Genomic DNA, 22,727 nt, shown 5'->3' with positions numbered 1-22,727 from the left:
GTGCGCCTGCCGCAATCCCTTCTGGCCGGATATAGCGGGCGCAGATGGTGGCAGTATGCCCACAACAGATTGGACGATCCTGAGATGACGGCGCCCGTGCCTGCGATTGGGGAAAAGGCCACCGGCACTTCCACTGACCCGGCCCGGGCAGAGGTGGACAACCCTCGCTCGCCGATCTTCTCCGGTTTTATTGGTTCTGTGTTCCTGGTCGTCGGGTCCCTCGGCGTCGGCTGGCTCGCTCCGGCGTCGGAGCTGCGGCGGATGCCGCTGTTCATCTGGATGCGCACCGAGGCTTTCGGCGTCGCGCTGTCCATCGTGCTGCTGGCCGTCGGCGGAATGCTGCTGGTCCGGGCCTGGTTGAGACTGGGCCAGCACATCCACATCTGGGGCAAAGCGGCCCGCAGGGCCACACTCCAAGCCATCGCCGCGTGGGGCCTTCCCATGATGTTCACGGTCCCCTTGTTCAGCCGGGACGTCTACGCCTACATCGGCCAGGGCCGCCTGATGGTGGAGGGGTTCAATCCGTACGAGAACGGCATCTCGGCGCTGTCCAATTACTTCCAGCTTGGCGCTGACAAGATGTGGACCGAAGCACCGGTGCCCTACGGGCAGCTGTTCCTCTGGATCGAGCAGTTCGTTGTCTGGTCCACCAACGTCCACCCCGAGGCGAGCATCATGCTGTTCCGCCTCGCTGCGCTGGCCGGGGTGGCCCTGTGCATTATCTACGTCCCCAAACTCGCCGAACTCCACGGCGTCAACCCCCACCGTGCCCTCTGGCTTACGGCGGCGAACCCGTTGTTCCTCACCAACTTCATCGCGAGCGTCCACAACGACGCGCTCATGATCGGCCTCGCCCTCGCCGGACTGTATTACTCAGCCACCCGGCGCGTCATCCTCGGAATTGTCCTGGTGACGGCCTCCATTGCGGTGAAGCCCATCACTGTGGTGTTCCTGCCCTTCATCGGACTGCTCTGGGCGGGCAAGGGAGCCAGCTGGCCGCGAAAGTTCGTTTTCTGGGGCCTGACCGCGGGAATCAGCTTTGCGCTGCTCTACCTCATGAGCCTGGTGAACGGTTTCGGCTTCGGCTGGATCAACGGCTTGTCCGCACCCGGCAGTGTGTGGATCTGGTACGCCCCGGTGGGCCTGCTGGGCCTCGTGGTCGCCTCCATCGCGAATGCGTTCAGCCTGGACGGATGGGGCCTGGCCAAGCTGGTTTACGACGCCGGCAAGGTGCTTGCCGTGGGAATTGTCGCCTGGCAGATCTTCAGGGGAGACCACGACCGCCTCATGCGCCGGCTGACGCTGGCTTTCGCCGCCGTGGTGGTGCTGGCCCCCATGATTCAGTCCTGGTACGTGGTCTGGCTGATCCCGCTGTTTGCCGTGACCGGCATCCGGGATGACTGGCAGGTCAAGGCGCTGTACTTCATTGTGTCCTTCTTCATGGTCTACGCCATTTCGGACCAGCTGGAAGTTTTCCCGTATCTGCAGACCGAGGACCTGGGCCTGGCCCTGGCGCTGGCCCGCAACGCCGCGGCCATCATCGCCCTGCTGTTTGCGCTGTACCTGATCTTCCTGGACCGGAGCACCAAGCTGCTTTTCAGCAAGTCGGACCAGCCCGTCACTACGCGGCCCGTCATCTGACCGGGACGTTCTTCAGCGGCTTCCCTGCGCGAGAGCGGGCTGAGGGATGCGCCGTTTCGCTCGACAAATTCCAAGACCCAGCCGGGCTCGGTTTTGGCGTACTCGCGCAGCACCCACCCGATGGCCTTGCGGATGAAGAACTCCCTGTCGGCCATGTTGGCCTCGATGACGCTCGCGAGCAGTGCCGTGTCCGTGCGGGATTTGGCGCCAAGCTGGGCGGTGATGGAGGCCCGCCTGATCCAGAAGTCCTGGTCCTTGCTCCAGCGGAGCAGCACGGGGGTGAGTTCCTCCCGGTGGGCCTGGAGCAGGGCGCAGATCCGGTGGGCCACGCCGTCCACATAATCCCAGGATGCGCCGGTGCGGATGATTTCCTCATACACCGGAAGCATCCCGAGGTCGCGGGCAACCAGCCGCAGGCCGGTGAGGTCGATGGCCGCGTAGCGCTCCTCGCGGTAGGCGGCCTCCCGCCACAGGGCGAGCACCGTGGACCGCAGTTCCTCGGCAGAGGCGAAGGGATGCGCGGCCGCAACGGCCTTGGTGGTCTTCCGGACGTCCGGCACCCGGACGCCGAGGGACGGCGTTGATGACTTCATGTAGGCCTGCGCCGAAGCACCGCGGACCGGGTCCGCCGCGGCGCCGCAGCCCGGAGCGGATGGCGGCCAGCACCTCGTCATTTGCCATGCTGCCAAGATAGCCGGTTCCCGGAACGCGGACGGCCGCTGCCGGAGCGGCCCGCGTGGTCCTAAAGTAGGCAGGGTAAGAGGCGCCGCAAGCGGGATTCGGCCTGCCGCGCCAAAGAAATCCTGGAGGCCCTACATGTCCATGATCAAGACTCCCGAGGAAATTGCCTTGATGCGCGATGCCGGTCGTGTCGTGGCCAGCACGCTGGCGGCGGTCCGCCAGGCTGCCGCAGTCGGTGTTTCCCTGAAGGAACTCGACGGCGTCGCCGCCGCCTCGATTTCCGACGCCGGAGCCACGCCGGCGTTCCTCGACTACCGGCCGCGCTGGGCATCCGTTCCCTTTCCGGGCGTGATCTGCACCAGCGTCAATGACGCGGTGGTGCACGGCATCCCCAACGGATACCGGCTGCAGGACGGAGACCTGCTGAGCGTGGACTGCGGCGCGTTCCTCGAGGGCTGGTGCGGGGATGCCGCCGTCAGCTTCATCGTGGGCACGGCGGATCCGGTGGACCAGGCGCTCATCGACGAGACCGAGGCTGCGCTGGCCAGGGGCATCGACGCCGCGCGGGTGGGCAACAAAATGGGCGACCTCGCGTATGCGATCGGTGGCGCTGCCCGCCGGGCCGGCTACGGGCTGTTGGCTGACCACGGCGGGCACGGGATCGGCCGCACCATGCACGCCGAACCTCCGGTCCCCAACGACGGCCGGCCCGGGCGGGGGATCAAGCTGACCGAGGGGCTGGTCATCGCCATCGAGCCGATGCTCATTCTCGGCGGCCAGGGCGATTACTACCATGACGACGACGAATGGACGCTGCGCTCCGCCAACGGCCGCAGGGCTGCGCACAGTGAACACACGGTGGCCATCACGGCGGACGGTCCGGTGATCCTTACCCTGCCCTGATCCTGCACTGGCACGTCCTGCCCTTGACGCGCCCTGCCTGGGATATTCTTTCTCTTAATGAACAAAGTTAGCGCTAACAAAGACGGGAACTCAATGCCGCTCACGGAGCACGCCATCAGACTCGGCCCCTATTCGGCCATCATCACCGAGCGCAGCGGAGCCTTGCGTGAACTGAGGTATGGCGGGAGGGATCTGGTGGTCGGCTTCGGCGAGGACGGCCCCATTCCGGACTATCGGGGCGTTGTCTGCGCTCCGTGGCCCAACCGCGTGGCCGGGGGCCGGTACAGCCACGGCGGCAGGACGTTTCAGGCCGTTATCAACGAGCCCCGGCGGAACACGGCACTGCATGGCCTCGTGCTTGATGTGCCCTGGGCGCTGGTGAAGGGGACGGATTCCTCGGTCACGCTCCGCTGCTCCGTCGGCGCCGGGCCCGCCTATCCGGGCGAGCTTGCGGTGACCGCCTCCTACGAGCTGCTGGCCGACGGCCTGCACTGCACTGTCACCGCCGTCAATGTCGGAGAGACGCCGGCCCCGTACGGGGTTTGCCCCCATCCGTACTTGGCCGCAGGCTCCGCCCCGCTGGATGAATGGACGCTGGAACTCCCGGCCGATGAGTTTCTCGAGGTCACGCCGGACCGGCTGCTGCCGCTGCAACTCAGGACTGTCGAGGGGCATGAGTTCGATTTCCGGAACGAGCGGAGCCTGGGTCCCGTCCGGATTGACCACGCCTTCACGGGCATTCGCCGCAACTCCCAGGGACGGGCGGCCGTGCGTGTCTTCGACCCGTCCGGCACGGGCGTGGAGCTCGAATGGGATGACGCGTGCCCGTGGGTGCAGGTCCACACGGCGGACAAGCCCGTGGGGCCGGACCGGCTCGGACTGGCGGTGGAGCCGATGACCTGTCCGCCCGACGCCTTCAACTCGGGAACGGACGTGGTGGAGCTGCTTCCCGGCTCATCGCATGAGGCAGGCTGGACGATTCGGGCGCTAAGCCGCTAGCGACGTCCTCGGTCAGCCGGAGCTGTGCGGTCCGACCCTCAGGCGCACCACTGCCCGGCCCGGAACGGCGTCACTGACCAACTCAAAGCCGGCGTCCAGGAAGAGCCCGAGCGTCCCCTGGTACAGATCCGGGGCGCCGGCCTTGGGCCGTTTGGCGGTGTCCACGGGATAGCCTTCCACCACTGTCGCTCCGTGGGCTTTTGCATGCCCGACGGCGGCTCTCAGGAGGGCGGCCGCGACTCCGCTGCGGCGGTGGTCGGGGGAGACGACGAAGCAGCTGACGGACCACACGCCGGTTGCTCCGGATGACTTTCCAGGGGCCTCGCCAGGGGAGTCATGGCCGGGCCGGGCAGCGCCCGCTATCTCCGGGCCGGCGGCCTTGAGGACCTGTGAACGCAGAATCCGCGGGTAGCACTCCCGCGGCTCAACGGCACACCAGCCCACCGGGGTGCCATCCCGGTAGGCGAGGACGCCGGGAGCCGGCATGCCGCCGTCGAACCTGTCTTTCAGCAGGGCCTTGCGGGCGGCAGGCGGCGTCGCCGCAAAGTCAGCCCCGGCCAGGGCGAAGAACCGGCACCAGCACCGTGAGGGTTCGCCACGGACGCCGAACAGCTGCTCGACGTCGGGCCATTCCGCTATGGCGGTAGAGATGCCGCCTGCGGCGTCCTTATCAGGCTGACCCATGGCATCCGGCGGTGTCATGGCAACAGCCTAGATCAGGCCATCGGGCCTGGCGAGGCCTGCCGTCGGCTGCGGTTACGCGGCAACCTGCGGGGGTGTCTCGGTGCTCCGGCGAAGCGTCACCTGACCCGTCACCGCACCGGCGCTGACGTCGGCCGCTGAGTTCCCGGCAGTGCCCAGGGCAGCCAGCCGGCCGATCTCCTCCAGCGGAAGCCGCACAGTGGACAGCGCCGGCCGGAAGTCGCGCAGGGTCTCGATGTCGTCGAACCCGGCGACCGAGGCGTCGCGCGGAATCCGCAGCCCCTCCGAGCGCAGTGCTGCGGCCGCGCCGATGGCCATGACGTCGTTGACCGCGAAGATGCAGGGCCGCGAAGAGGCCGCACCCGACGCCTGGTCCGCCTTGATGCGGGCAGCCAGCAGTTGGCCGGCCTCATAGCCTCCGGCGCGGTCAAAGCCGCTGTGCATGACCTCCGCCGGCGGCTTTCCGGCGGCTGCCAGTCCCTTCTGGAAGCCGCGAACGCGGTCATCGGACGTCAGGAGTCCCTCCGGCCCGGCGACGATCACGAACTCCTGGGCGTGGTTCGCCGCCAACTGCCGTGCCAGTTCCGCAGCGAGTTCTTCATTCGGAACGGCAACCACGTGGTAACCCTCGGAGGCTGAGGCTCCGACGACGGGATGTCCCACAACGCCCACCCGGCCGCCATTGCGGCAGTACCGGTCCAGTTCGGCCGCAAGCTCGGCGTTGCCGTCCTGGTCCGCCGGGCGCGTGGAGCGGGACCCGGCAATCACTATCGAGTCGGCCCTTCGCGCGGCGAACGCGGCCACGGCCACCCGCTCGTCGGCAGGCGTGCCGCCGGTGGTGGCCAGCAAAACCATCTTGCCCTGTTCGCGGGCGGCATCCTGCACCCCGCGGGCGATGGCGGAGAAGTAGGGGTCGGCGATGTCGTGCACGATCAGCCCGAGGAGCCCGGAACTCGACTTCGCGAGCCCCTGGGCCTGGGCGTTTGGAATGTAGCCCAGTGACTCGGCAGCATTCCGCACGCGCTCCGCGATGTCCGGCCCGGGCGTCCGCGCCGAACCATTGAGGACGCGCGATGCGGTGGCGGGGGAGACCCCGGCCAGGCGGGCCACCTCGGTCAGCGTGCTGGCAGCCACAAACAACTCCTCTTCTTCGACGGCGCAGCTTCGACCGCTGCGGCAACGTTCACATTATGGCAGTTGCGGAGATCTGAGGAAAGCGCTTGCCAATCCGGCCGGAAATGGGCATCATGGGAGCGGTGGGAATGCGCTTTCCCGACTTATCCGGGGCTTAGGACTACGTGAAGCCTCGCTGACTATGAAGAGGACACATGGGCTTCGAAACAAAGACGATCCGTATAGCCATGAACGGCATCACCGGGCGAATGGGCTACCGCCAGCACCTGTTGCGGTCCATCCTCCCCATCCGTGATGCGGGCGGCTTCACCCTCGAGGACGGCACCAGGGTGCAGGTCGAGCCGATCCTGGTGGGCCGCAACGAAGCCAAAATCCGCGAGCTCGCCGAGCAGCACAAGGTCTCGGAATGGAGCACAGACCTGGACGCGGTGATCAACGACCCCACGGTCGACGTCGTCTTCGATGCCTCCATGACCAGCCTCCGGGCGGCCACGCTGAAGAAGGCCATGTCCGCCGGCAAGCACATCTTCACCGAGAAGCCGACGGCGGAGACGCTGGACGAGGCGATCGAGCTGGCCCGCATCGGCAGGGCAGCCGGAGTAACGGCAGGCGTCGTCCATGACAAGCTCTACCTGCCCGGCCTCGTCAAGCTTCGCCGCCTCGTGGATGAAGGCTTCTTCGGACGCATCCTTTCCATCCGCGGCGAGTTCGGCTACTGGGTCTTTGAAGGCGACGTCCAGGCGGCCCAGCGCCCGTCCTGGAACTACCGCAAAGAAGACGGCGGGGGCATGACCACGGACATGTTCTGCCACTGGAACTACGTCCTGGAAGGCATCATCGGGAAGATCAAGAGCGTCAATGCCAAGACCGCCACCCACATCCCCGCCCGATGGGACGAGGCCGGCAAGGAGTACAAGGCCACCGCCGACGACGCCTCCTACGGCATCTTCGAGCTCGAAACCCCGGGCGGCGATGACGTCATCGGCCAGATCAACTCCTCCTGGGCAGTGCGCGTCTACCGCGACGAACTGGTGGAGTTCCAGATCGACGGCACGCACGGCTCCGCCGTCGCCGGACTGAACAAGTGCGTGGCCCAGCAGCGCGCCCACACGCCCAAGCCGGTGTGGAACCCGGACCTGCCCGTCTCCGAATCCTTCCGCAGCCAGTGGCAGGAAGTCCCCGCCAACGCCGAACTGGACAACGGCTTCAAGCTGCAGTGGGAGGAATTCCTGCGCGACGTCGTCGCCGGCCGCGAACACCGTTTCGGCCTGCTTTCGGCAGCCCGCGGCGTGCAGCTCGCCGAGCTCGGCCTGCAGTCCAATGACGAGCGCCGCACCATCGACATCCCGGAGATCACGCTCTGATGACTTCACTGATTCTTCCCACCTTCGACGGCGGCACGCGGGAGTACCGCCTCAGCTCCGCCACTTCGTGGGCCATGCCGGCCGCGCCGCTGACCTCCCGGCGCGCCTACGCGGCCGCCCACGTCATTCCGGAGGTCACCGCGGACAACACTCCCGGTGCCCCCGCACGGCTCGACTGGGAGGCCACCCTGGCCTACCGCCATGAGCTCTGGTCCTATGGCCTTGGCGTGGCAGATGCCATGGACACCGCCCAGCGCGGCATGGGCCTGGACTGGGCGGCCACCCAGCAGCTCATCAAGCGCACGGGGGTCGAAGCGGCCTCGGTCGTGTCCGCCGGCGGCGCTGCCACAGCAGGGAAATCCGTCCGCGACCTTGTATCGTGCGGGGCCGGCACCGACCAGCTGGACCTCGGCTCGCTGCCTACCGGAAAGGCCGGCGTCAAGGCCGTTCTGGACGCTTACCGTGAGCAGGTCGCCGTCGTTTCCGAGGCCGGGCCCAAGGTTATCCTGATGGCCTCGCGCGCCCTGGCGAAGGTAGCCGACGGGGCGGATGACTACCTGCATGTCTACTCGACGCTGCTGCAGGAAGCGGACCGGCCGGTCATCCTGCATTGGCTCGGCACCATGTTCGATCCTGCGTTAGCCGGCTACTGGGGCTCCGGGAACGTCTCCACCGCCACTGACACGTTCCTCTCCCTGATCCGCGAGCACGCGGACAAGGTGGACGGCGTCAAGGTTTCACTCCTCGACGCCAGCCACGAAGTGGCGTTGCGGGCGGCCCTCCCCGACGGCGTGCGGCTCTACACCGGCGATGACTTCAACTACCCGGAACTGATCGACGGCGACGGCGCACACCATTCGGACGCCCTCCTGGGCATCTTCGCCGCCATCTACCCGGCGGCGTCGGCAGCGCTGCAAAGCTACGACGCCGGCGACCCCGTCCGGGCCCGCGCCATCCTGGAGTCCACACGGGAGCTGGGCAAGCACATCTTCAGCGCCCCCACGTTCTACTACAAGACCGGCATCGCGTTCATGTCCTGGCTCAACGGAAAGCAGCCGGGCTTCCAGATGGTGGGCGGCCTGCACTCCGGGCGCTCCGTGGTGCATCTGGCCAAGACCTTCGAACTCGCCGACCAGGCCGGGCTGCTCAAGGATCCGGCCCTGGCGGCGTTCCGGATGTCCGACTTCCTGCGCATCAACGGGGTGGGAGTATGACATCCAACTCCGGGCCGTCCCCTCTTTCACGGCTGTCCCTGAACAGCGCCACCACCAAGAAATGGACCCTGGCCGAGGCGGTCGACGGCTGCGTCCGGGCCGGCATCCCCGCGATCGGCCCGTGGCGGGACATCGTTGCCGACGCCGGACTCGACAAGGCCGCACGGCTGATCAAAGACGCCGGTCTCCGGGTCTCGTCGCTGTGCCGCGGCGGCTTCCTGACGGCCGCCGACGCCGACGGGCAGGCTGCGGCGCTCGCCGACAACCGCTCCGCCATCCTGGAGGCAGTGGCGCTGGAGACGCAGGAGCTGTTCCTCGTGGTCGGCGGGCTGGCACCGGGGGAGAAGGACGTGGTGGCGGCCCGCCGGCGCGTCGCCGACCGCCTCGAAGACCTGGTCCCGTTCGCCGTCGAAAACGGCGTCCGGCTGGTGCTGGAACCGCTGCACCCGATGTACGCCGCGGACCGCGCCCTTATCTCCACCCTGGGACAGGCCCTCGATCTGGCGGGCCCCTACGACGCGAAGGCGGTCGGCGTCGCCGTCGACACTTTCCATGTCTGGTGGGACCCGGACCTGAAGGCGCAGATCGAACGGGCCGGCCGGGAGGGCCGGATCGCCTCGTACCAGGTGTGCGACTTCAACCTCCCCATCGCGGCGGACGCGCTGCTCTCACGGGGGATGATGGGCGACGGCGTCATTGACTTCGCCACGATCGGTACCTGGGTCCGGGACGCAGGCTACACCGGCGACATCGAAGTGGAAATCTTCAACCGGGACATCTGGGACGCCGACGGCGACTCCGTTCTCGCGGCGATGAAGGAACGGTATGCGGACCTCGTGCTGCCATTCGCCTGAACACCGGCCAGGGCGCCGGCACCGGATAGGCCGCTGCCCGCGCGCCCGGGCCGGCGTTGGCGCCGACCGTCCCCTTACCTGCACTCTCCCCGGCGCGTAGGGTGATGCTCACGCACGCAAGCGCTGCTGAGGAGGGCAGGCCGATGAATCGCCAGGGCAAGGACGCCGTCTCGTCCGTAATAGTGGCGGTATCGCCGTCAAGGGTCTGGAAGGCACTCACCGACCCAGCCGAAGTCAAAGAGTACTTCCTCGGCACCAGCGTCACCTCGACGTGGCGCGAGGGCGACCCGGTGACGTTCGCCGGGGAGTGGAAGGGGAAGGCATACGAGGACAAGGGCACCGTTCTGGAGAGCAGGCCGAATGTGCTGCTTCGCATCAGCCACTACAGTCCGCTCAGCGGTCTCCCCGATGTCCCCGAGAACTATCACACGGTGGAGTACCGCCTGTCCCCAAGGGTTGAAGGCACTGCAGTCACCATCGTTCAGGGTAATAACAGGGACGACGCCGAGGCGGAAGAATCTTCCAAACTGTGGGACCTGGTGCTCGGCAACCTCAAGGAGCATCTGGAGCGCTGACCCGGCGGAGAGGCGGGCGGTCCCGCGCCGGGCCTCCCGGCGTCGGCATGCTCGGCTAGTTGCTTGTTTCAGCGCCGGCGTGCGGCCGATGCACGCCGGCGGTGGTCAGCGGCACGGAGCTGGATGATCCTTGCGGCGCCGGCCATTGCCACAAGCACGCCGCCGCCGACCGCGGCGATGAAGAGTGCGATGCCCAAGGCCACGGCCCCTTCCAGCCCGAAGAACTTCACCTGGACCAGTTCCTGGTTCTGCAGGATGAAGACGATCAGCAGCACAAGGACCGCCAGAGCCGACGCGACGGCGGCCCAGATCATTCCGGCCCGGGTGACCGGACGCTTGGGTTCGGTTCCGGCCGCCGGAGCGGTGCCGCCGTCGTAGCCGGGAAGGGAAGCGGTGCCGGGCCGGGTTTGGGCGTCACCGGCCGACGGGGTCCGGCCTTCCCCGGGCAGGGGCGCGTTCTGCCCGGAGGCCTGCGCCGGCGGCGATGGTTCCTGATCGAACGGTTCGTGCTCAGATCGATTCTGCGTCATGCCGGTGAATCCTTTCCGATGGCCCCCGCGGCGGGGGTGTGGGCGCCGGCGCCACATCACTGTGCCGGCGCCCACTCCGATCATAGGCACGCTTCGGGCTTATAGTAAGTATGCTTTTCATTATGTGGGGCGCGTGTCGGGCGGAGCGGCAACGGTTGGCGCCGTGCCGCCGTGGACAAGGAAAAACACCCCGGTCCGAAGACCGGGGTGTCACCGATGACCCGACTCATCCGTGAAGGATGTCCCGACTCACCGCACGGTGCCCCAGGAGGGAATCGAACCCCCGACCGGCGGATTAGGGGATGCTGGTTTTCGTCACTATTCGTCTTCGTTCGATATGCCCTAGATTCCGCGCAAATCTCACGGAAGTGCGGCCATTGACTTTCAACAGTGGTCGTTGATAATCGTTGTTTCCGGTGGGTAAGTGGTGGGTGAGGAAGGCTATGCGAACGGATCACGCTCTGGTTCCTTCCACCACTGACCGGTCTTCTCCTGGCTCTGGCGGATCCAGTGCACAAGTCGGGTGATGTCATCCTCATGTAGCATCAACCGCTTGCCGACGCGTGAATGAATGCCGGAGATTCTGCAGTAATTGCGCAGGGCAGACTTGCTGATGCCGAGCTCTGGGGCGACTTCCTCGGGCGTCCGGAACAGTGCTTTTGCCGGCGCTGGAGGCGTGCGCTGACGTTCTTCTGGCGGGCCGGGCCATCCTTCTGCCACTTCCGCGTACTGGCTGAGTGGCCGGTGTCCGCCTTTCGGCTCCGTGGGAAGGGATCTCAGCCAGTCCTGAAGTTCATCGGCCAGAATGATCGGCTTGGAGTTGGCATATCGGGCTAAGAGGTCGTGGCGACGTATGGCCGTGCGAAACGTGGTGACGCTGTAGCCGGTGGCTTGGGCTGCCTCTTCGAGGTTGTACGCGAGCTTGGACTTTTCGATGGGCGCCGGATCCACGTTCATGCCGACGATCCTAGCTTCGATCGCGGGCGTCACGTTCGAGCTCCTGGCGGCCGGGTACTTGGCAATTACTATCCTGGCGACATCACAAGTAACTGAGCGAGTAGACCTATTCTTTGCATATGGCGGGCGACCTTCTTATTACGGCGGCAGAGCTGGCAACCAGGCTGAATGTGTCCGTCGAGACAGTGCACCGCATGTGCCGATCCCACAGATGGCCGCATTGCAGGATCGGGCGACTTTACCGCTTCACGGAAGAGCACTACCAAGCCATCATCGCAACTCCAGAGCCTCCCGAACCTTGGACCAAAGAACGGCGGGACAACATCGGAAGGATGCTCCGGAAGAGCAGTGAAAGACAATAGGGGTGGCGAACGTGCGTACCCCGCATTTCAAGTACGCAGGATCCGTGGACTTCATAGCGAAAGAGACTGAACTAGCGAGGCGGCCAAGGACCAGGCGAGCCCAGCCAGCGTGCTCACTTCGAGGGTTGGGAGTCGATCCATGCTCCCACTGCGTCGCGACGGTATCGGACCATTCCCCCGACCCTGACGAAGGCACGACCGGTCTTGCTTGTTCGCCAGTTACCGAGTGTCCCGGGTGATACTCGTAAATGCTTGCCCAGTTCTTCCGGCGTAAACCATTCGTTCTCATGTTTCGGTATCGGTAACTGGGGTGCCTGACCCTGCGGGGTTGTTGGCCCTGGCTCCTGCTGGGCGGTCCTTGTTCCGGTTGATGGCTTGGTTGGAAGTTGTCCAACCCATGCCGCCAGGTCCTCGTGCCGGATGGCGCCTTCGGTGTTCGCGTACCGGGCTGCAAGATTCCCATCAGCAACGGCCCGCTTGAGGGTTGCGACGGAGTAGCCGCACTGCTCCGCTGCTTCCTCGAAGGTGTAGGCAAGCTTTTGAATCGTCATGCCATGGATCGTAGTATTCACCCGCCCCCTTTGAGCTGTTGATGGAAGACCGCGCTAAAGATCTACGCCCGCCATCAGCGACCGGGCTTGTTCAGCGAAGCTGCGACCCGGGCTGAGGCCGAAGCGCTGGCACTGGCTGAGCGACCTGGATGGCGTGTGCAGGAGTGCGACCGGATGGCAGGATGAAGCCATGGACATCATTGAGTTCCTCGAAGCGCGAATCGCCGAAGACGAAGCAGAAGCGCGGCGGGCCCTCGAAGACCTCGGCATGGCCGAAGCAACGGCTGATCTGCGCGCCTTCGCCGAGTGCAAGGCGAAACGGAAGATCATCGCCCACCACGAACGCATCGACTGGAACTGCGAACCCGCTGGCGACCAGGACTACATGGAGAAATTCCTCTTCATCATCGCCGAGGTCTACGCGGGCCACCCCGACTACAACGAAGACTGGCGGCCATGAGCCCAACGATCAAAGTTCCCTACCCCGAGGCGAGAAGCGGCGAGTGGGTGGGGGCCCATGGACCCCACAATCCTTTGAATTTGCGCTACTCGGAGAGGAACCCGGGGAGCCTGTCGCCCCACTGGATCATGCGCAGATTCTCCGGCGTGGCATGGAACTGGATGATGTCCCACTCCGAGGCCGTCATGCGACGCACGTTCGCCGCGGGGATCCACGCTGAGTAGTGACCCCCGCTGCCATCCTTCCAACCGACACGGATGAGGCCATGCCCCCAACGCGACGCGAGAGCATGAACGTTGACAGTCCCGCCAGTAACGAGGGGAACCGCCGCCTCAACCCGAGGCCATTTCCCGTACTCCCAGGAATGAATTTCCTCGAGGTCGCCCGTCAGCTTCGCGTCCACATAGTCGTACTGGACGCCGGCGAGGGTAAACGTCGGCATGGCCCCAGTATAGGAGCGCCGCCTACCCCTGTTCTCGAGCAGCCAACCTAGCGCTTCAACGTCCTGTTTCACCACGAACGAAACCTAGCCGCTGCCACTGACAACCTTTCACCCGCCACCACGGGGCGTGATAACGTGCCAGCATCTCGGCGACAAGAACCAGTTGTTGCCATCGTAATTGGGGGAAACCTTGAACAAGATGACTGCCTTGCTGCCTGTGGCTGCTCTAATGCTCGCCGGGTGCGGAACGCCGGCTGCCCAGCCCGCACCGACGGTGACCGTCACCCAGCCAGCCGTTACGGTCACCGCCACGCCTACCCCAGTAGCTAAAGACGTAGCGCCGTTGGCGTTGGGCAAATCGGGCACGTCCTCATCGGGCAGCACAATGACTGTGTACGCCCACAAGAAGAACGTTGAGCCTCAGGACCCGAACCAAGAAGCGATCGATGTGAAGGTGTGCGTTGGGTCGAAACCAGCCGAAGCGGAGACGGACATGACCCCGGTTATTGGATCATCTCCTTGGGCGATCTTCGATGCTGAAGACCGGCGATACGAAGCAGCTAGAACAACCTGGAGTCATGAGGGAGCACAGCCCGGGTATCCAGTGGAACAGCGAGTGAACTGGGGCGATTGTGTCCGGGGCTGGGTCATCATCCAGGGTCAAGCCTCAATGAAAATGACCAAAGTCCGCTACACCAACAGCGACACAATCCTCGAGTGGAAGCTGCCATAGGAATGGATTCGAAGGCTGGCCCAACGCTGCGTTTCCTCACCATCGAGCAGGTAGCGGAGGAGTTGAACGTCGGAGTGCCACTGGTCCGCAGCTTGCTGCAGGTGCGTGAGCTCCGCGGGTTCCAGATCGGCGGCAGGGGGATTTGGCGCATCGGGGCTGCCGACGTCGAGGACTACATCAGCCAGGCGTACCGCCGAACAGCAACGAAGATCGAAGCCGGCGAGCTTCCCGACGAAGAAGAGCCCTAAATCCATCCGTTGTAGCAGCACGCATATGACCGTTTCCGACGCCAAGATGACCAACTCCCAGGGACGCAAACAATGACAACGCCCTCTCACCACGATCTCAAGATCTTCGAGGACTACTTAGCTCTTCACGACCCGGCCAATCTGAAAGCAAGGATTGCTCGATACGAAGCGCAGTCTCGAAAGCCACGATCCCGGGAGCAGATCCGCAAGGAGCTCTACAGGGTGCTGATGCCCCAAGAGGGCGGCCGGTTTGCACTACCAATCTCGGCCCACCCGATCCTCGAAGGAACGCCACTGTTCCGGGCGCGCAACCTTTCCGACGTCGATGAGATGAAAGTCGAGTCCGACGCATGGAACGCTCCTGCTCAGTATGTCGGTCCAGGACGGCTGAACACTGATGGGGAGTCGCTTCTATACACATCAGTGGCTGAGCCAAGTACTGCGGCCTTCGAGCTGAGGGCCAAAGCCGGCGACCTCCTAGCCATGAGCGAATTCAGAGTGATCAATCAGTTCAATGCTGTGAGGATGGGCGATGACTTTGTTCCGCCAGGGCTCAGCCTGAAAGGAGAGCGCAAGCTTCGCACGATCATGGGCTTCCTGCAGGACATCTTTACTCAGAGGACTTTCCCGGACGAAACCCACAAATACATTGCGCCGGAACTGGTCACCAAAGAGTTCTGGGATCTGCCGGAAGGCATCTATAAGGCGTGGTCCTACACCTCCGTCGCCGACCCCAGAGGAAACGGGTGGAACCTTTGTTTCAGGCCGACCCCTGCCCGGCAGGTCCTTGAGTACGTTCGTACGGATGTGGTCCAGCTGGCTCCAGACGTGACTCCGGACGCTGCGGTCTTCCAGCACCAAGTGCTGAAGTCACTGGTTAAGGACCACAATTCCGACTCTTTGGTTGAGGCATAGGCGACTGACCAAGTGCCTGAGGCTTGATGCCTGCCGGATGGGGAACAAAACCCGAGTTTTTCGCTGTCCTTGATGCAGACTTGATGAAACCTTGAGGTTGACTGGGTATAAGCTCCGCCTTGGGTTAGGATCAGCAGGTTTGTTACTGAAAGGTAAGTCTGCTGTGGATCTCACCCGTTACATCGTTGGCCTCGCTGTCCTTACGGGCGCTTTGCTGGTGTCATTGCTCTGCGCACATTTTGTCTTCCGCTGGAGCCTCAACCGGCGCAGCGGTTGCGAGAAGCTGCCTGCCGCGGCTCCGGTGGAGTAGCTGTGCCGTACGTAGACATCAACCCGCACCGGAGCCGCCCGCGCTGGGCGGCTTACTTGGGTCTCAGCGTCCTCGCTCTCGCCACTGTTGTCGTGGTGGTCCTGGCACTTAGTAGTCGTTAGAGCTTCGGTAGGTGGCCCGCTCCGCTTCGTGGGGAATGAGCGGGCCATCGCACTAGTTCCGGCACTTAACAGGAAATTAACCGCCTGATGAACGCCGGCACCAATGCCAAGCTCGCACGGCTGGCACTGATCCCCGTCAGCCTTCTGGCCGACGAGGGGTTCCTACCTTGAAAAGGGCAGGGAAAGCTGCGCAAACGTTGATCGTTCCTTGATTTGCAGTCCGTACACTCCGATACAGCCGGTCGCCGCAACGATGCACGCATTCTGCGGCGACGGTTAGGTAGCCCGCCCTAACCCCCAAATTGGGCGGGCTACCGCTTCCAGTAACCAAGGACCACGGGCAGGCCGGACTTACCTAGATTTACGGGTTCTCCTCGCTGGCGACGGAAGCGGCGTGCCACCTCGGCCAGTAGGTCGTCATCCGATACAAGGGCCAAGGATGGGATCGCGCCTTGTGAGGCCAGGTACTGGCTGTCCTCGGCGTCCAGTTCCTCCATCGTTATGGTGCTGGCCTGGCGGTCCGTAATGCCCATTGCGTCCTTGATTGCTCCTAGCCTCCACCCGAGGGCCTTCTCAAGCTTTCGCTGGGTGTCGCCGGACGGTAGGTGTTTGCCGTGCTCGAAGTCCTCTATGGTCGCCCTCGCCTCGATGCCTGCTTCCTTTGCCAACAGGTCCCTGCTAATGCCGATTTCTTCACGCCTCTGCTTGGCCAACATCCCCAGTTGCCGCACAAGATCCTTCTGCACAAGCTCGCTCGTGTCGCTCAATTTGCGTCCCCCACTCCGGTGTTCGGATTTGCTGTCATCGTCCAGCATAGGAACCGGGCCGACACTACTCGTACCGTCCACACCCACGCCGCGCCGGTTGGGGAACTTAACCGGTCTTATGGACCGCTTATACTCGGGTCATGACTACTGGGGAAAAGCTTCTGAATCTGACTCTCGAATACCAGCGCGCCATTGATGGCGTCGGCCAGGATGCTCGTACTCCGCAGGTTATCGCTGCGGAGTACGAGGACACCCTGAAGGTTCTGCTGGGTGCGGCCAGCAACTCACCGGACCACATTGACGGCGGCACGCCCTAAGTATCAACGACTGACAGGACCGCGTTGGCGGTGACGCCCTAGGCGTACTGGCACGAGTCTGTTGCGCGAACCCCCGCCAGCCTTCGTGGCTGGCGGGGGTTCTTCAGTGATTCAGTTACGTGGCCTGGGTCTTAGCCAGGACCGTCCCGACGTTCTCCACAGCAATGCCCTTAGCGGCGATGTAGTCCACGAGCTGCTGGAAGCTGGACGTGTCCCACTGCACGAGCGTTGTTCCTGCCGGGGTCGGCGGGGTCGGGACGATGTCGTGCAGTGTCAGAATGTCCCAAGACTTGTTTGCGTAGGCCGCGTCTACCTTTGCCTTCGCCGCCGCCAGCGTTGTTCCCGGCGACGAATGAGACTGTGCCCGGAGCCGAAGCGGGTTGCACACCGGGACCGTCTCAAACGGGAACTGCGCCGTTGAGCGAGCACTGGCAAAGTAGCGCTGGACAATCGCTTCTGTCGCCGGGTTCAGCAGGCCCTGCGGGTAGGCGAAATGGTCCACGCCCTTGAAGCCCTTGGCGGTCAACCATTCCCGGAGCAGCCGGAGCTCAGTGTCTAGTTCACTGTCCGTGATTGCCGTGTACGCGCCGGCCCGGTTGTGGTTGGTGGTGGTGTAGGCATGCGCGGCGATGTCCCAGCCGCTGAACTCCTGCATGGTGCGGAGTTGCGGCGTGGTCATGTAGTAGGAACCCACGTCGATCTGGTCGGGGATGACATCACACCGGACACCCGTCTGAACAAGCTGGGGGAGATCTGGTGGCTTGAGTTCTTGGACCAGGGCAGAGCGATCAACACCCAGCGCCGATACCGGGAAGTGCTTGACTCCTACGTCTGCCCCGGCGTGGGTGGGCTGACAATCCGAGAAGCTACGGTGTCCCGTCTGGACCGCTTCCTGAAGGCAACAACAGCCAAGCATGGGGCGGCGTCCGCGAAGCTTGCCAAGACTGTCCTGTCAGCCATGCTGGGACTCGCAGCCCGGCACGATGCCGTCGGCGCCAACCCGCTGCGGGATGTCGCCAAAGTCCCCGCCTCCCGCAAGGAGGTACGGGCACTGACCGTTGAAGAGGCGGGCGCCCTCCGCTCCGGCTTGCACCGTTGGCAGCTCGATTCCAGCCCCCGCGGCCGAAAGCGTCCGAATGATCTGCTCGACGTCGTAGACGTGATGCTAGCGACCGGCGCCCGAATTGGAGAGGCCTTGGCACTCCGGTGGAAGGACGTGGACCTGAGGGCCGAGCGGCCGACGCTCACAGTCACTGGGACGGTCATCTATGTATCAGGGGAGGGGATGACGATTCAGGAGCATCCGAAGTCCACGAACTCTCGCCAGCGGTACTTCCTCCCGGCGTTCGCGGTGGAGATGCTCCTGCGGCGGCAAGTGCAGCAGCTCGAAGCTAACCCGTGGGATGTGGTCTTCCCTTCCTCAACCGGCACGCTCAGGGACCCGGGAAACTTCCGTAAGCAGTGGCGGTCAGCCCGCGACGACATCGGCTTCCAATGGGTTACACCGCACACGTTTCGGAAGTCGGTGGGAACTTTGCTGGCGAACTCGGAAGGAATGGCGTCGGCGTCCGCGCAGCCTGGGCACTCCAACGAGCAGATCACCAGCCGGCACTACGTTCAGAAGACGCATCAGGCGCCGGATATGACGGCACTTCTGCAGTCCTTTGGTAGAGAGGTTGGCTCCCTATGATGACCAAGCTGACCAAGCTGACCGATATGACCGACCCTGACATGCATTTCGTCGAGATGTGGGCTCAGTTGTTCGCGGCTGTCGGAACGGTCGGGGCGCTGATAGCTGCCCTGGTTGTTTTCCGACACGAGTACGTTGAGCGCCGGCGCGGAGAGGTGCGAGGAGTCAGGTCGTGGGTAGAAATCGACGACGAAAATCGACCGGTTAAGCAGCCAATGACTACCTACCCAAAGGGTTATGTGAAGAACACCTCTTCTGAGGTAATTTATGACGTCAAATTCGGGTTCAGGCCAATATCACTCATTGGAGGAGACGTGAGGGGTGCGGCCGAGTACTTACTGCCGGACGGCGAGACCGAGATGGACTGCGCTGGGGTATCGAGTCACCGCACAGCCTTCGACTACCGCGACTCGATGTTGTTTTTACTGACAGCCGCGGGACGCGCTGGAACCGCGAGCCCTCCGGCGTCCTGAAAGTCATAAAGCCCTTCAATCGCCCGTGGCGCGTTCCGCATCCGCTAGACCTTGTGGACATGCCGTTCTGGGCCGTGCGAGCCCATTGGCATTACCGTTGGAAGACGCATGGTGAGCGGCGGTCATTCGGTCTGGCGCCGAAGTGGTGGGCGGTTGATATCCGATGGGGCAGGTGGAGGTAGGCCCAGAACCACGACCGGATTGATATTCCCTGGTGGCGGCCTCTTCGCCGGTGGAAAGCACGCCACGAGATTGCAAGTGGACGGATCAGGCAAGACCTGCCACTACCGCTCTGGGTTTACGACTATCGATTCCGGCAAAGGCATGAGTTGCGTGCGAAAGAAAAAGCCGTCAAAGCACTTCACGAAGCAAGCCGGTCGGTGAATGGCCCACATGAAAGCGGTGGGTAAGCGGTGGATCGGCCGCTACTCGGCTAAAAGAAGAAGCGGTCCTGACTTGCGTTTTCGCAGGTCAGGACCGCTTTTTACCGTGCCCCAGGAGGGAATCGAACCCCCGACCGGCGGATTAGAAGGCCGCTGCTCTATCCCCTGAGCTACTGGGGCAGTGGCTGCCCGGCAGGTTCCAGGCGCCTAAAAAAGTCTACATTGACTTGCCCCGGACGGCGTCACGGGCCACGGCCGTTTCACATGTCCTCCACACCGCGTCCCCTGACCGAGTTTTGCACATAGCTCACGTTGGCTCTCCCAGTCCGCTCGTGGCCGGTCGATGCTTGGAGTGCCTGCTAGGGCAAGACAATTCGAGACAGGACACCAAGATGACTGACAACATCACCGTCCGCGGCTTCGTTGCCTCGGAGATCAGAAGCTCCACCACCCCCGGCGGTGTTGCCACCGCCTCCTTCCGCCTCGGGTCGACCGACCGGCGGTTCGACCGCGCATCCAACACGTGGGTGGATGGAAACACCAACTGGTTCACCGTGCAGGGATACCGGCAACTGGCGGGGAACATCGGCTGCAGCATCAAGAAGGGCCAGCGCGTCATCATCGTCGGTCGGCTGAAGATGCGCAGCTGGGAGAAAGACGGCCGGATCTACCACGTGGCCGAAATCGATGCCGAGTCCGTGGGTCACGACCTCATGTGGGGCTCCGCAAACTTCACCCGGACAGCCGGCAACACTCCCCAGCCCGCCGTGGCTGTGGACGGAACGGCCGGGGATGCCGAGGGACAAGAATCCGATCCGTCCGGGCGCGGCCAGGAGGATGACGGGGAGGGGGAAGAGGACTCAGAGGCAGCGGACATCTTCATCGACGCCACAGGTGACACCCTGCAGCTGGACGCCGAAACCGGAGAGCTCACGGGGGCGGCAGCCTGACGGGAGGTGGCATGCGGCACCGTCACCCCCGCGGTGCCGCATGGCAGAATGGCAGCGTGACGCGAGCGATGACACCTCAAACAAAATCCGGATCAAGCGGCTATGCCGGCAGGATGTCGGGCCGGTTAGCGCTCGCCGTGCTGCTGCTGTCATCGCTGGCCGCGTGCAGTTCGGGCGCCGGCCAACAGCCCGGGCCGGATTCCGCAGCTTCAGGCGGTGCGTCGTCGGATGCGTCTTCCGCCACAACTCCCGCGCCGCCCGCGTCTTCGGCGGCGGCGCAGGCGACGGCGGCCTCCGCGACGGCCCGGCTGCAGCAGACCATGGCCGGCGCCCTCGGAAGCCTCACGGCAGGCAACCCGAAACCCGGAACGGAGCAGATCACGTCGGCCCTGACGGCCGCCGGTGTTCCGGCCCGCAGCCTCGAGGTCTCCGCAGGCCGCACGCCCACCGGCTTGGAGGTGGATTCCATTGAGGCCGCGTCAGTACAGGGCAACGACTGCGTGGTGGGGCAGATCCGCGAAGGCAAAGTCTCCATGACCGTGCTGCCGGTGCTGTCGAACGGCAAGTGCTTCGTGGGAGCTCCCGCCTGACGCGAATGTGAGATATGCCCGCCAACCCACTAGATTTGGAACCATGGCGGAATTTATCTACACAATGACCAAGGCCCGTAAGGCTGTTGGCGAAAAACTTATTCTCGACGACGTAAGCATGTCCTTCTTCCCGGGCGCCAAGATCGGCGTTGTTGGCCCCAACGGTGCCGGTAAGTCCACCATTCTGAAGATCATGGCAGGCCTGGACACGCCCTCCAACGGCGAAGCCCGGCTAAGCCCCGGCTACACCGTGGGCATCCTGCTCCAGGAGCCGCCGCTCAACGAGGAAAAGACTGTCCTAGGCAACGTCCAGGAGGGCGTTGGCGAGATCTACGGCAAGATCCAGCGCTTCAACGAGATCTCCGAAGAGATGGCCAACCCCGACGCTGACTACGACTCCCTCCTGGAGGAAATGGGCCAGCTGCAGGAAGCCATCGACGCCGCAGACGCCTGGGACCTCGATTCCCAGCTTGAGCAAGCCATGGACGCCCTCCGGTGCCCGCCGGCCGATGCCGACGTCACCCTCCTTTCCGGCGGTGAGCGCCGCCGCGTCGCACTCTGCAAGCTCCTGCTCCAGAAGCCGGACCTGCTGCTGCTCGACGAGCCAACCAACCACCTCGACGCCGAGAGCGTGCTGTGGCTGGAACAGCACCTGTCCAACTACGCAGGCGCCGTGCTCGCCGTCACCCACGACCGGTACTTCCTCGACCACGTCGCGGAATGGATCGCGGAAGTGGACCGCGGCCACCTGTACCCCTACGAAGGCAACTACTCCACGTACCTGGAGAAGAAGCGTGCCCGCCTGGAAATCCAGGGCAAGAAGGACGCCAAGCAGGCCAAGCGGCTCACCGAAGAACTGGAATGGGTGCGCTCCAACGCCAAGGGCCGGCAGACCAAGTCCAAGGCGCGTCTGGCACGCTACGAGGAGATGGCAGCCGAGGCTGACCGGACCCGCAAGCTGGACTTCGAAGAAATCCAGATCCCGCCGGGTCCCCGCCTGGGCGGACTGGTCCTGGAGGCCAAGAACCTGCAGAAGGGCTTCGACGACCGCACCCTGATCGAGGGCCTGTCCTTCTCCCTTCCCCGCAACGGCATCGTCGGAGTCATCGGCCCCAACGGCGTCGGCAAGTCCACCCTGTTCAAGACCATCGTGGGGCTCGAGCCCCTCGACGGCGGCGAACTGAAGATCGGCGACTCGGTCAAGATCTCCTACGCGGACCAGAGCCGCGGCGGCATCGACCCCAACAAGACCCTGTGGGAGGTCGTCTCGGACGGCCTCGACTACATCCAGGTGGGCCACGTCGAGATGCCGTCCCGCGCCTATGTCGCAGCCTTCGGCTTCAAGGGACCGGACCAGCAGAAGAAGGCAGGCGTGCTCTCCGGCGGTGAGCGCAACCGCCTGAACCTCGCCCTGACCCTCAAGCAGGGCGGCAACCTGCTGCTCCTCGACGAACCCACCAACGACCTCGACGTCGAGACCCTCAGCAGCCTCGAAAACGCGCTGCTCGAGTTCCCGGGCTGCGCCGTAGTGGTCTCGCACGACCGCTGGTTCCTCGACCGGGTGGCCACTCACATCCTCGCCTACGAAGGCGACGACGAGAACCCCTCGAAGTGGTACTGGTTCGAAGGCAACTTCGAATCCTACGAGGAGAACAAGGTGGAGCGCCTCGGCCCCGACGCCGCCAAGCCCCACCGCGTCACGCACCGCCGCCTGACCCGCGACTAAGTTCCACAGCCAAGGCCGGTTCCCCGCAGTGAACTGCTCCCCGAAAGTTGGACTGAAAATTCAGTTCTAACTTTCGGGGAGCAGTTTCAGGTTTAAGGGCAGTTCGTTGTCTGAGGAGCAGCGCGAAGCCGCGG

26 protein-coding genes, 1 tRNA gene and 1 pseudogene are annotated in these 22,727 nt (G+C 64.3%); 18 read left to right on the top strand and 10 right to left on the bottom strand.

Annotation, left to right across the window (positions count from 1 at the left end; all coding sequences use genetic code 11):
- Nucleotides 1–84: 84 nt before the first annotated feature.
- Nucleotides 85–1,641 (top strand): polyprenol phosphomannose-dependent alpha 1,6 mannosyltransferase MptB, encoded by a 1,557-nt coding sequence (gene mptB, locus CXQ90_RS19620; RefSeq protein ID WP_181038642.1) that lies wholly within the window; start codon nt 85–87, stop codon nt 1,639–1,641.
- Between the two features lie 17 nt (nt 1,642–1,658).
- Here the strand turns inward: mptB and CXQ90_RS19615 are convergent.
- A pseudogene (locus CXQ90_RS19615) lies at nt 1,659–2,322 on the bottom strand (DNA alkylation repair protein); the annotation flags it as partial.
- A gap of 135 nt (nt 2,323–2,457) precedes the next feature.
- Between CXQ90_RS19615 and map the strand changes: the two are divergent.
- Nucleotides 2,458–3,225, top strand: a complete 768-nt coding sequence (gene map, locus CXQ90_RS19610) for a type I methionyl aminopeptidase (protein ID WP_104141030.1) — start codon at nt 2,458–2,460, stop codon at nt 3,223–3,225.
- 93 nt (nt 3,226–3,318) lie between these two features.
- Nucleotides 3,319–4,224, top strand: a complete 906-nt coding sequence (locus CXQ90_RS19605; RefSeq protein ID WP_104141029.1) for an aldose 1-epimerase family protein — start codon at nt 3,319–3,321, stop codon at nt 4,222–4,224.
- Nucleotides 4,225–4,236: 12 nt separating this feature from the next.
- On the opposite strand, the gene CXQ90_RS19600 is transcribed toward CXQ90_RS19605, so the two are convergent.
- Together CXQ90_RS19600 and CXQ90_RS19595 are read right to left on the bottom strand one after the other, a co-directional pair.
- Nucleotides 4,237–4,926 (bottom strand): GNAT family N-acetyltransferase, encoded by a 690-nt coding sequence (locus CXQ90_RS19600; protein WP_258064622.1) that lies wholly within the window; start codon nt 4,924–4,926, stop codon nt 4,237–4,239.
- Nucleotides 4,927–4,980: 54 nt separating this feature from the next.
- Nucleotides 4,981–6,060, bottom strand: a complete 1,080-nt coding sequence (locus tag CXQ90_RS19595; protein WP_104141057.1) for a LacI family DNA-binding transcriptional regulator — start codon at nt 6,058–6,060, stop codon at nt 4,981–4,983.
- A 194-nt stretch (nt 6,061–6,254) separates the two neighbouring features.
- On the opposite strand from CXQ90_RS19595, the gene CXQ90_RS19590 reads away from it, so the two are divergent.
- The 4 genes from CXQ90_RS19590 (at nt 6,255) to CXQ90_RS19575 (ending at nt 10,067) form a co-directional block, all read left to right on the top strand.
- Entirely contained in the window at nt 6,255–7,424 is a 1,170-nt protein-coding gene (locus CXQ90_RS19590) for a Gfo/Idh/MocA family protein (RefSeq protein WP_104141028.1), read from the top strand.
- Nucleotides 7,424–8,638, top strand: coding sequence for a dihydrodipicolinate synthase family protein (locus CXQ90_RS19585; RefSeq protein ID WP_104141027.1), 1,215 nt, complete (start codon nt 7,424–7,426; stop codon nt 8,636–8,638). The genes CXQ90_RS19590 and CXQ90_RS19585 overlap by 1 nt, the downstream gene beginning before the upstream one ends.
- Nucleotides 8,635–9,492: a sugar phosphate isomerase/epimerase gene (locus CXQ90_RS19580; protein ID WP_104141026.1), complete on the top strand. Its 858-nt coding sequence runs from the start codon at nt 8,635–8,637 to the stop codon at nt 9,490–9,492. Before CXQ90_RS19585 ends, CXQ90_RS19580 begins: the two co-directional genes overlap by 4 nt.
- A 143-nt stretch (nt 9,493–9,635) precedes the next feature.
- Nucleotides 9,636–10,067, top strand: a complete 432-nt coding sequence (locus CXQ90_RS19575) for an SRPBCC domain-containing protein (RefSeq protein WP_104141025.1) — start codon at nt 9,636–9,638, stop codon at nt 10,065–10,067.
- A gap of 68 nt (nt 10,068–10,135) precedes the next feature.
- On the opposite strand, the gene CXQ90_RS19570 is transcribed toward CXQ90_RS19575, so the two are convergent.
- Nucleotides 10,136–10,597 carry a lipopolysaccharide assembly LapA domain-containing protein gene (locus CXQ90_RS19570; RefSeq protein WP_104141024.1) on the bottom strand — a complete coding sequence of 154 codons (462 nt, stop codon included), beginning with the start codon at nt 10,595–10,597 and terminating at the stop codon, nt 10,136–10,138.
- 441 nt (nt 10,598–11,038) lie between these two features.
- A complete protein-coding gene (locus CXQ90_RS19565; RefSeq protein WP_146068942.1) occupies nt 11,039–11,587 on the bottom strand; it encodes a helix-turn-helix domain-containing protein in 549 nt (182 codons plus the stop codon).
- A gap of 86 nt (nt 11,588–11,673) precedes the next feature.
- On the opposite strand from CXQ90_RS19565, the gene CXQ90_RS23255 reads away from it, so the two are divergent.
- Nucleotides 11,674–11,916, top strand: coding sequence for a helix-turn-helix domain-containing protein (locus CXQ90_RS23255; RefSeq protein ID WP_104141022.1), 243 nt, complete (start codon nt 11,674–11,676; stop codon nt 11,914–11,916).
- A 113-nt stretch (nt 11,917–12,029) separates the two neighbouring features.
- Here the strand turns inward: CXQ90_RS23255 and CXQ90_RS22515 are convergent, their stop codons facing one another.
- The gene (locus CXQ90_RS22515) at nt 12,030–12,488 is read right to left on the bottom strand and encodes a helix-turn-helix domain-containing protein (protein ID WP_219816720.1); all 459 of its coding nucleotides are present in this window, start codon (nt 12,486–12,488) and stop codon (nt 12,030–12,032) included.
- A gap of 169 nt (nt 12,489–12,657) precedes the next feature.
- Here CXQ90_RS22515 and CXQ90_RS19550 point away from each other — a divergent pair, with 169 nt between their 5' ends.
- Complete coding sequence (locus CXQ90_RS19550) at nt 12,658–12,927, top strand: DUF6221 family protein (protein WP_104141021.1); 270 nt, start codon at nt 12,658–12,660, stop codon at nt 12,925–12,927.
- A gap of 85 nt (nt 12,928–13,012) precedes the next feature.
- Here CXQ90_RS19550 and CXQ90_RS19545 read toward each other — a convergent pair whose 3' ends face one another.
- Nucleotides 13,013–13,369 carry a hypothetical protein gene (locus tag CXQ90_RS19545; protein ID WP_146068941.1) on the bottom strand — a complete coding sequence of 119 codons (357 nt, stop codon included), beginning with the start codon at nt 13,367–13,369 and terminating at the stop codon, nt 13,013–13,015.
- A 190-nt stretch (nt 13,370–13,559) separates the two neighbouring features.
- Here CXQ90_RS19545 and CXQ90_RS22215 point away from each other — a divergent pair, with 190 nt between their 5' ends.
- The 3 genes from CXQ90_RS22215 (at nt 13,560) to CXQ90_RS19535 (ending at nt 15,265) form a co-directional block, all read left to right on the top strand.
- On the top strand, nt 13,560–14,102 hold the full coding sequence (locus CXQ90_RS22215) for a hypothetical protein (protein WP_219816718.1): 543 nt from the start codon (nt 13,560–13,562) through the stop codon (nt 14,100–14,102).
- On the top strand, nt 14,087–14,350 hold the full coding sequence (locus tag CXQ90_RS19540; protein WP_258064621.1) for an excisionase family DNA-binding protein: 264 nt from the start codon (nt 14,087–14,089) through the stop codon (nt 14,348–14,350). Before CXQ90_RS22215 ends, CXQ90_RS19540 begins: the two co-directional genes overlap by 16 nt.
- Nucleotides 14,351–14,422: 72 nt before the next feature.
- Complete coding sequence (locus CXQ90_RS19535) at nt 14,423–15,265, top strand: hypothetical protein (protein ID WP_104141018.1); 843 nt, start codon at nt 14,423–14,425, stop codon at nt 15,263–15,265.
- A 743-nt stretch (nt 15,266–16,008) separates the two neighbouring features.
- Here the strand turns inward: CXQ90_RS19535 and CXQ90_RS19530 are convergent.
- Nucleotides 16,009–16,464, bottom strand: coding sequence for a helix-turn-helix transcriptional regulator (locus CXQ90_RS19530; protein ID WP_181038640.1), 456 nt, complete (start codon nt 16,462–16,464; stop codon nt 16,009–16,011).
- A gap of 140 nt (nt 16,465–16,604) precedes the next feature.
- Here CXQ90_RS19530 and CXQ90_RS22510 point away from each other — a divergent pair, with 140 nt between their 5' ends.
- Entirely contained in the window at nt 16,605–16,781 is a 177-nt protein-coding gene (locus CXQ90_RS22510) for a hypothetical protein (RefSeq protein ID WP_181038639.1), read from the top strand.
- 115 nt (nt 16,782–16,896) lie between these two features.
- Here CXQ90_RS22510 and CXQ90_RS19525 read toward each other — a convergent pair whose 3' ends face one another.
- Entirely contained in the window at nt 16,897–17,460 is a 564-nt protein-coding gene (locus CXQ90_RS19525) for a hypothetical protein (protein WP_181038638.1), read from the bottom strand.
- Here CXQ90_RS19525 and CXQ90_RS19520 point away from each other — a divergent pair.
- Entirely contained in the window at nt 17,446–18,471 is a 1,026-nt protein-coding gene (locus CXQ90_RS19520; RefSeq protein ID WP_181038637.1) for a site-specific integrase, read from the top strand. The two genes, CXQ90_RS19525 and CXQ90_RS19520, sit on opposite strands and share 15 nt — an antisense overlap.
- Nucleotides 18,468–18,944, top strand: coding sequence for a hypothetical protein (locus tag CXQ90_RS19515; RefSeq protein WP_104141014.1), 477 nt, complete (start codon nt 18,468–18,470; stop codon nt 18,942–18,944). Before CXQ90_RS19520 ends, CXQ90_RS19515 begins: the two co-directional genes overlap by 4 nt.
- Nucleotides 18,945–19,434: 490 nt before the next feature.
- Here CXQ90_RS19515 and CXQ90_RS19510 read toward each other — a convergent pair.
- Nucleotides 19,435–19,507: transfer RNA gene (locus CXQ90_RS19510), tRNA-Arg, on the bottom strand.
- A 212-nt stretch (nt 19,508–19,719) separates the two neighbouring features.
- Between CXQ90_RS19510 and CXQ90_RS19505 the strand changes: the two genes are divergently transcribed.
- Genes CXQ90_RS19505 through ettA form a run of 3 tightly spaced genes read left to right on the top strand, consistent with a single transcriptional unit; the run spans nt 19,720 to nt 22,593 of the window.
- Nucleotides 19,720–20,277, top strand: coding sequence for a single-stranded DNA-binding protein (locus CXQ90_RS19505; protein ID WP_104141013.1), 558 nt, complete (start codon nt 19,720–19,722; stop codon nt 20,275–20,277).
- Nucleotides 20,278–20,333: 56 nt separating this feature from the next.
- The gene (locus CXQ90_RS23075; protein WP_258064620.1) at nt 20,334–20,867 is read left to right on the top strand and encodes a hypothetical protein; all 534 of its coding nucleotides are present in this window, start codon (nt 20,334–20,336) and stop codon (nt 20,865–20,867) included.
- 43 nt (nt 20,868–20,910) lie between these two features.
- Entirely contained in the window at nt 20,911–22,593 is a 1,683-nt protein-coding gene (ettA, locus tag CXQ90_RS19490; protein WP_104141010.1) for an energy-dependent translational throttle protein EttA, read from the top strand.
- Nucleotides 22,594–22,727 lie beyond the last annotated feature (134 nt).

Origin of the sequence: Arthrobacter sp. ZGTC131, assembly GCF_002929275.1 — a bacterium.
Taxonomy (GTDB): domain Bacteria; phylum Actinomycetota; class Actinomycetes; order Actinomycetales; family Micrococcaceae; genus Arthrobacter.
The sequence above is the reverse complement of the archived record's forward strand: the minus strand, read 5'-3'. Positions and strand labels throughout refer to the sequence as shown.

Coding starts and splice junctions, on each gene's coding strand:
- CXQ90_RS19580 (WP_104141026.1), top strand. CDS start 8,635: ATGACATCCAACTCCGGGCCGTCCCCTCTTTCACGGCTGTCCCTGAAC.
- CXQ90_RS23255 (WP_104141022.1), top strand. CDS start 11,674: ATGGCGGGCGACCTTCTTATTACGGCGGCAGAGCTGGCAACCAGGCTG.
- CXQ90_RS19585 (WP_104141027.1), top strand. CDS start 7,424: ATGACTTCACTGATTCTTCCCACCTTCGACGGCGGCACGCGGGAGTAC.
- CXQ90_RS19590 (WP_104141028.1), top strand. CDS start 6,255: ATGGGCTTCGAAACAAAGACGATCCGTATAGCCATGAACGGCATCACC.
- CXQ90_RS19525 (WP_181038638.1), bottom strand. CDS start 17,460: ATGACCACGCCGCAACTCCGCACCATGCAGGAGTTCAGCGGCTGGGAC.
- CXQ90_RS19605 (WP_104141029.1), top strand. CDS start 3,319: ATGCCGCTCACGGAGCACGCCATCAGACTCGGCCCCTATTCGGCCATC.
- CXQ90_RS19600 (WP_258064622.1), bottom strand. CDS start 4,926: ATGACACCGCCGGATGCCATGGGTCAGCCTGATAAGGACGCCGCAGGC.
- CXQ90_RS19535 (WP_104141018.1), top strand. CDS start 14,423: ATGACAACGCCCTCTCACCACGATCTCAAGATCTTCGAGGACTACTTA.
- CXQ90_RS19570 (WP_104141024.1), bottom strand. CDS start 10,597: ATGACGCAGAATCGATCTGAGCACGAACCGTTCGATCAGGAACCATCG.
- map (WP_104141030.1), top strand. CDS start 2,458: ATGTCCATGATCAAGACTCCCGAGGAAATTGCCTTGATGCGCGATGCC.
- CXQ90_RS22510 (WP_181038639.1), top strand. CDS start 16,605: ATGACTACTGGGGAAAAGCTTCTGAATCTGACTCTCGAATACCAGCGC.
- CXQ90_RS19545 (WP_146068941.1), bottom strand. CDS start 13,369: ATGCCGACGTTTACCCTCGCCGGCGTCCAGTACGACTATGTGGACGCG.
- mptB (WP_181038642.1), top strand. CDS start 85: ATGACGGCGCCCGTGCCTGCGATTGGGGAAAAGGCCACCGGCACTTCC.
- CXQ90_RS19515 (WP_104141014.1), top strand. CDS start 18,468: ATGATGACCAAGCTGACCAAGCTGACCGATATGACCGACCCTGACATG.
- CXQ90_RS19550 (WP_104141021.1), top strand. CDS start 12,658: ATGGACATCATTGAGTTCCTCGAAGCGCGAATCGCCGAAGACGAAGCA.
- CXQ90_RS19505 (WP_104141013.1), top strand. CDS start 19,720: ATGACTGACAACATCACCGTCCGCGGCTTCGTTGCCTCGGAGATCAGA.
- ettA (WP_104141010.1), top strand. CDS start 20,911: ATGGCGGAATTTATCTACACAATGACCAAGGCCCGTAAGGCTGTTGGC.
- CXQ90_RS19575 (WP_104141025.1), top strand. CDS start 9,636: ATGAATCGCCAGGGCAAGGACGCCGTCTCGTCCGTAATAGTGGCGGTA.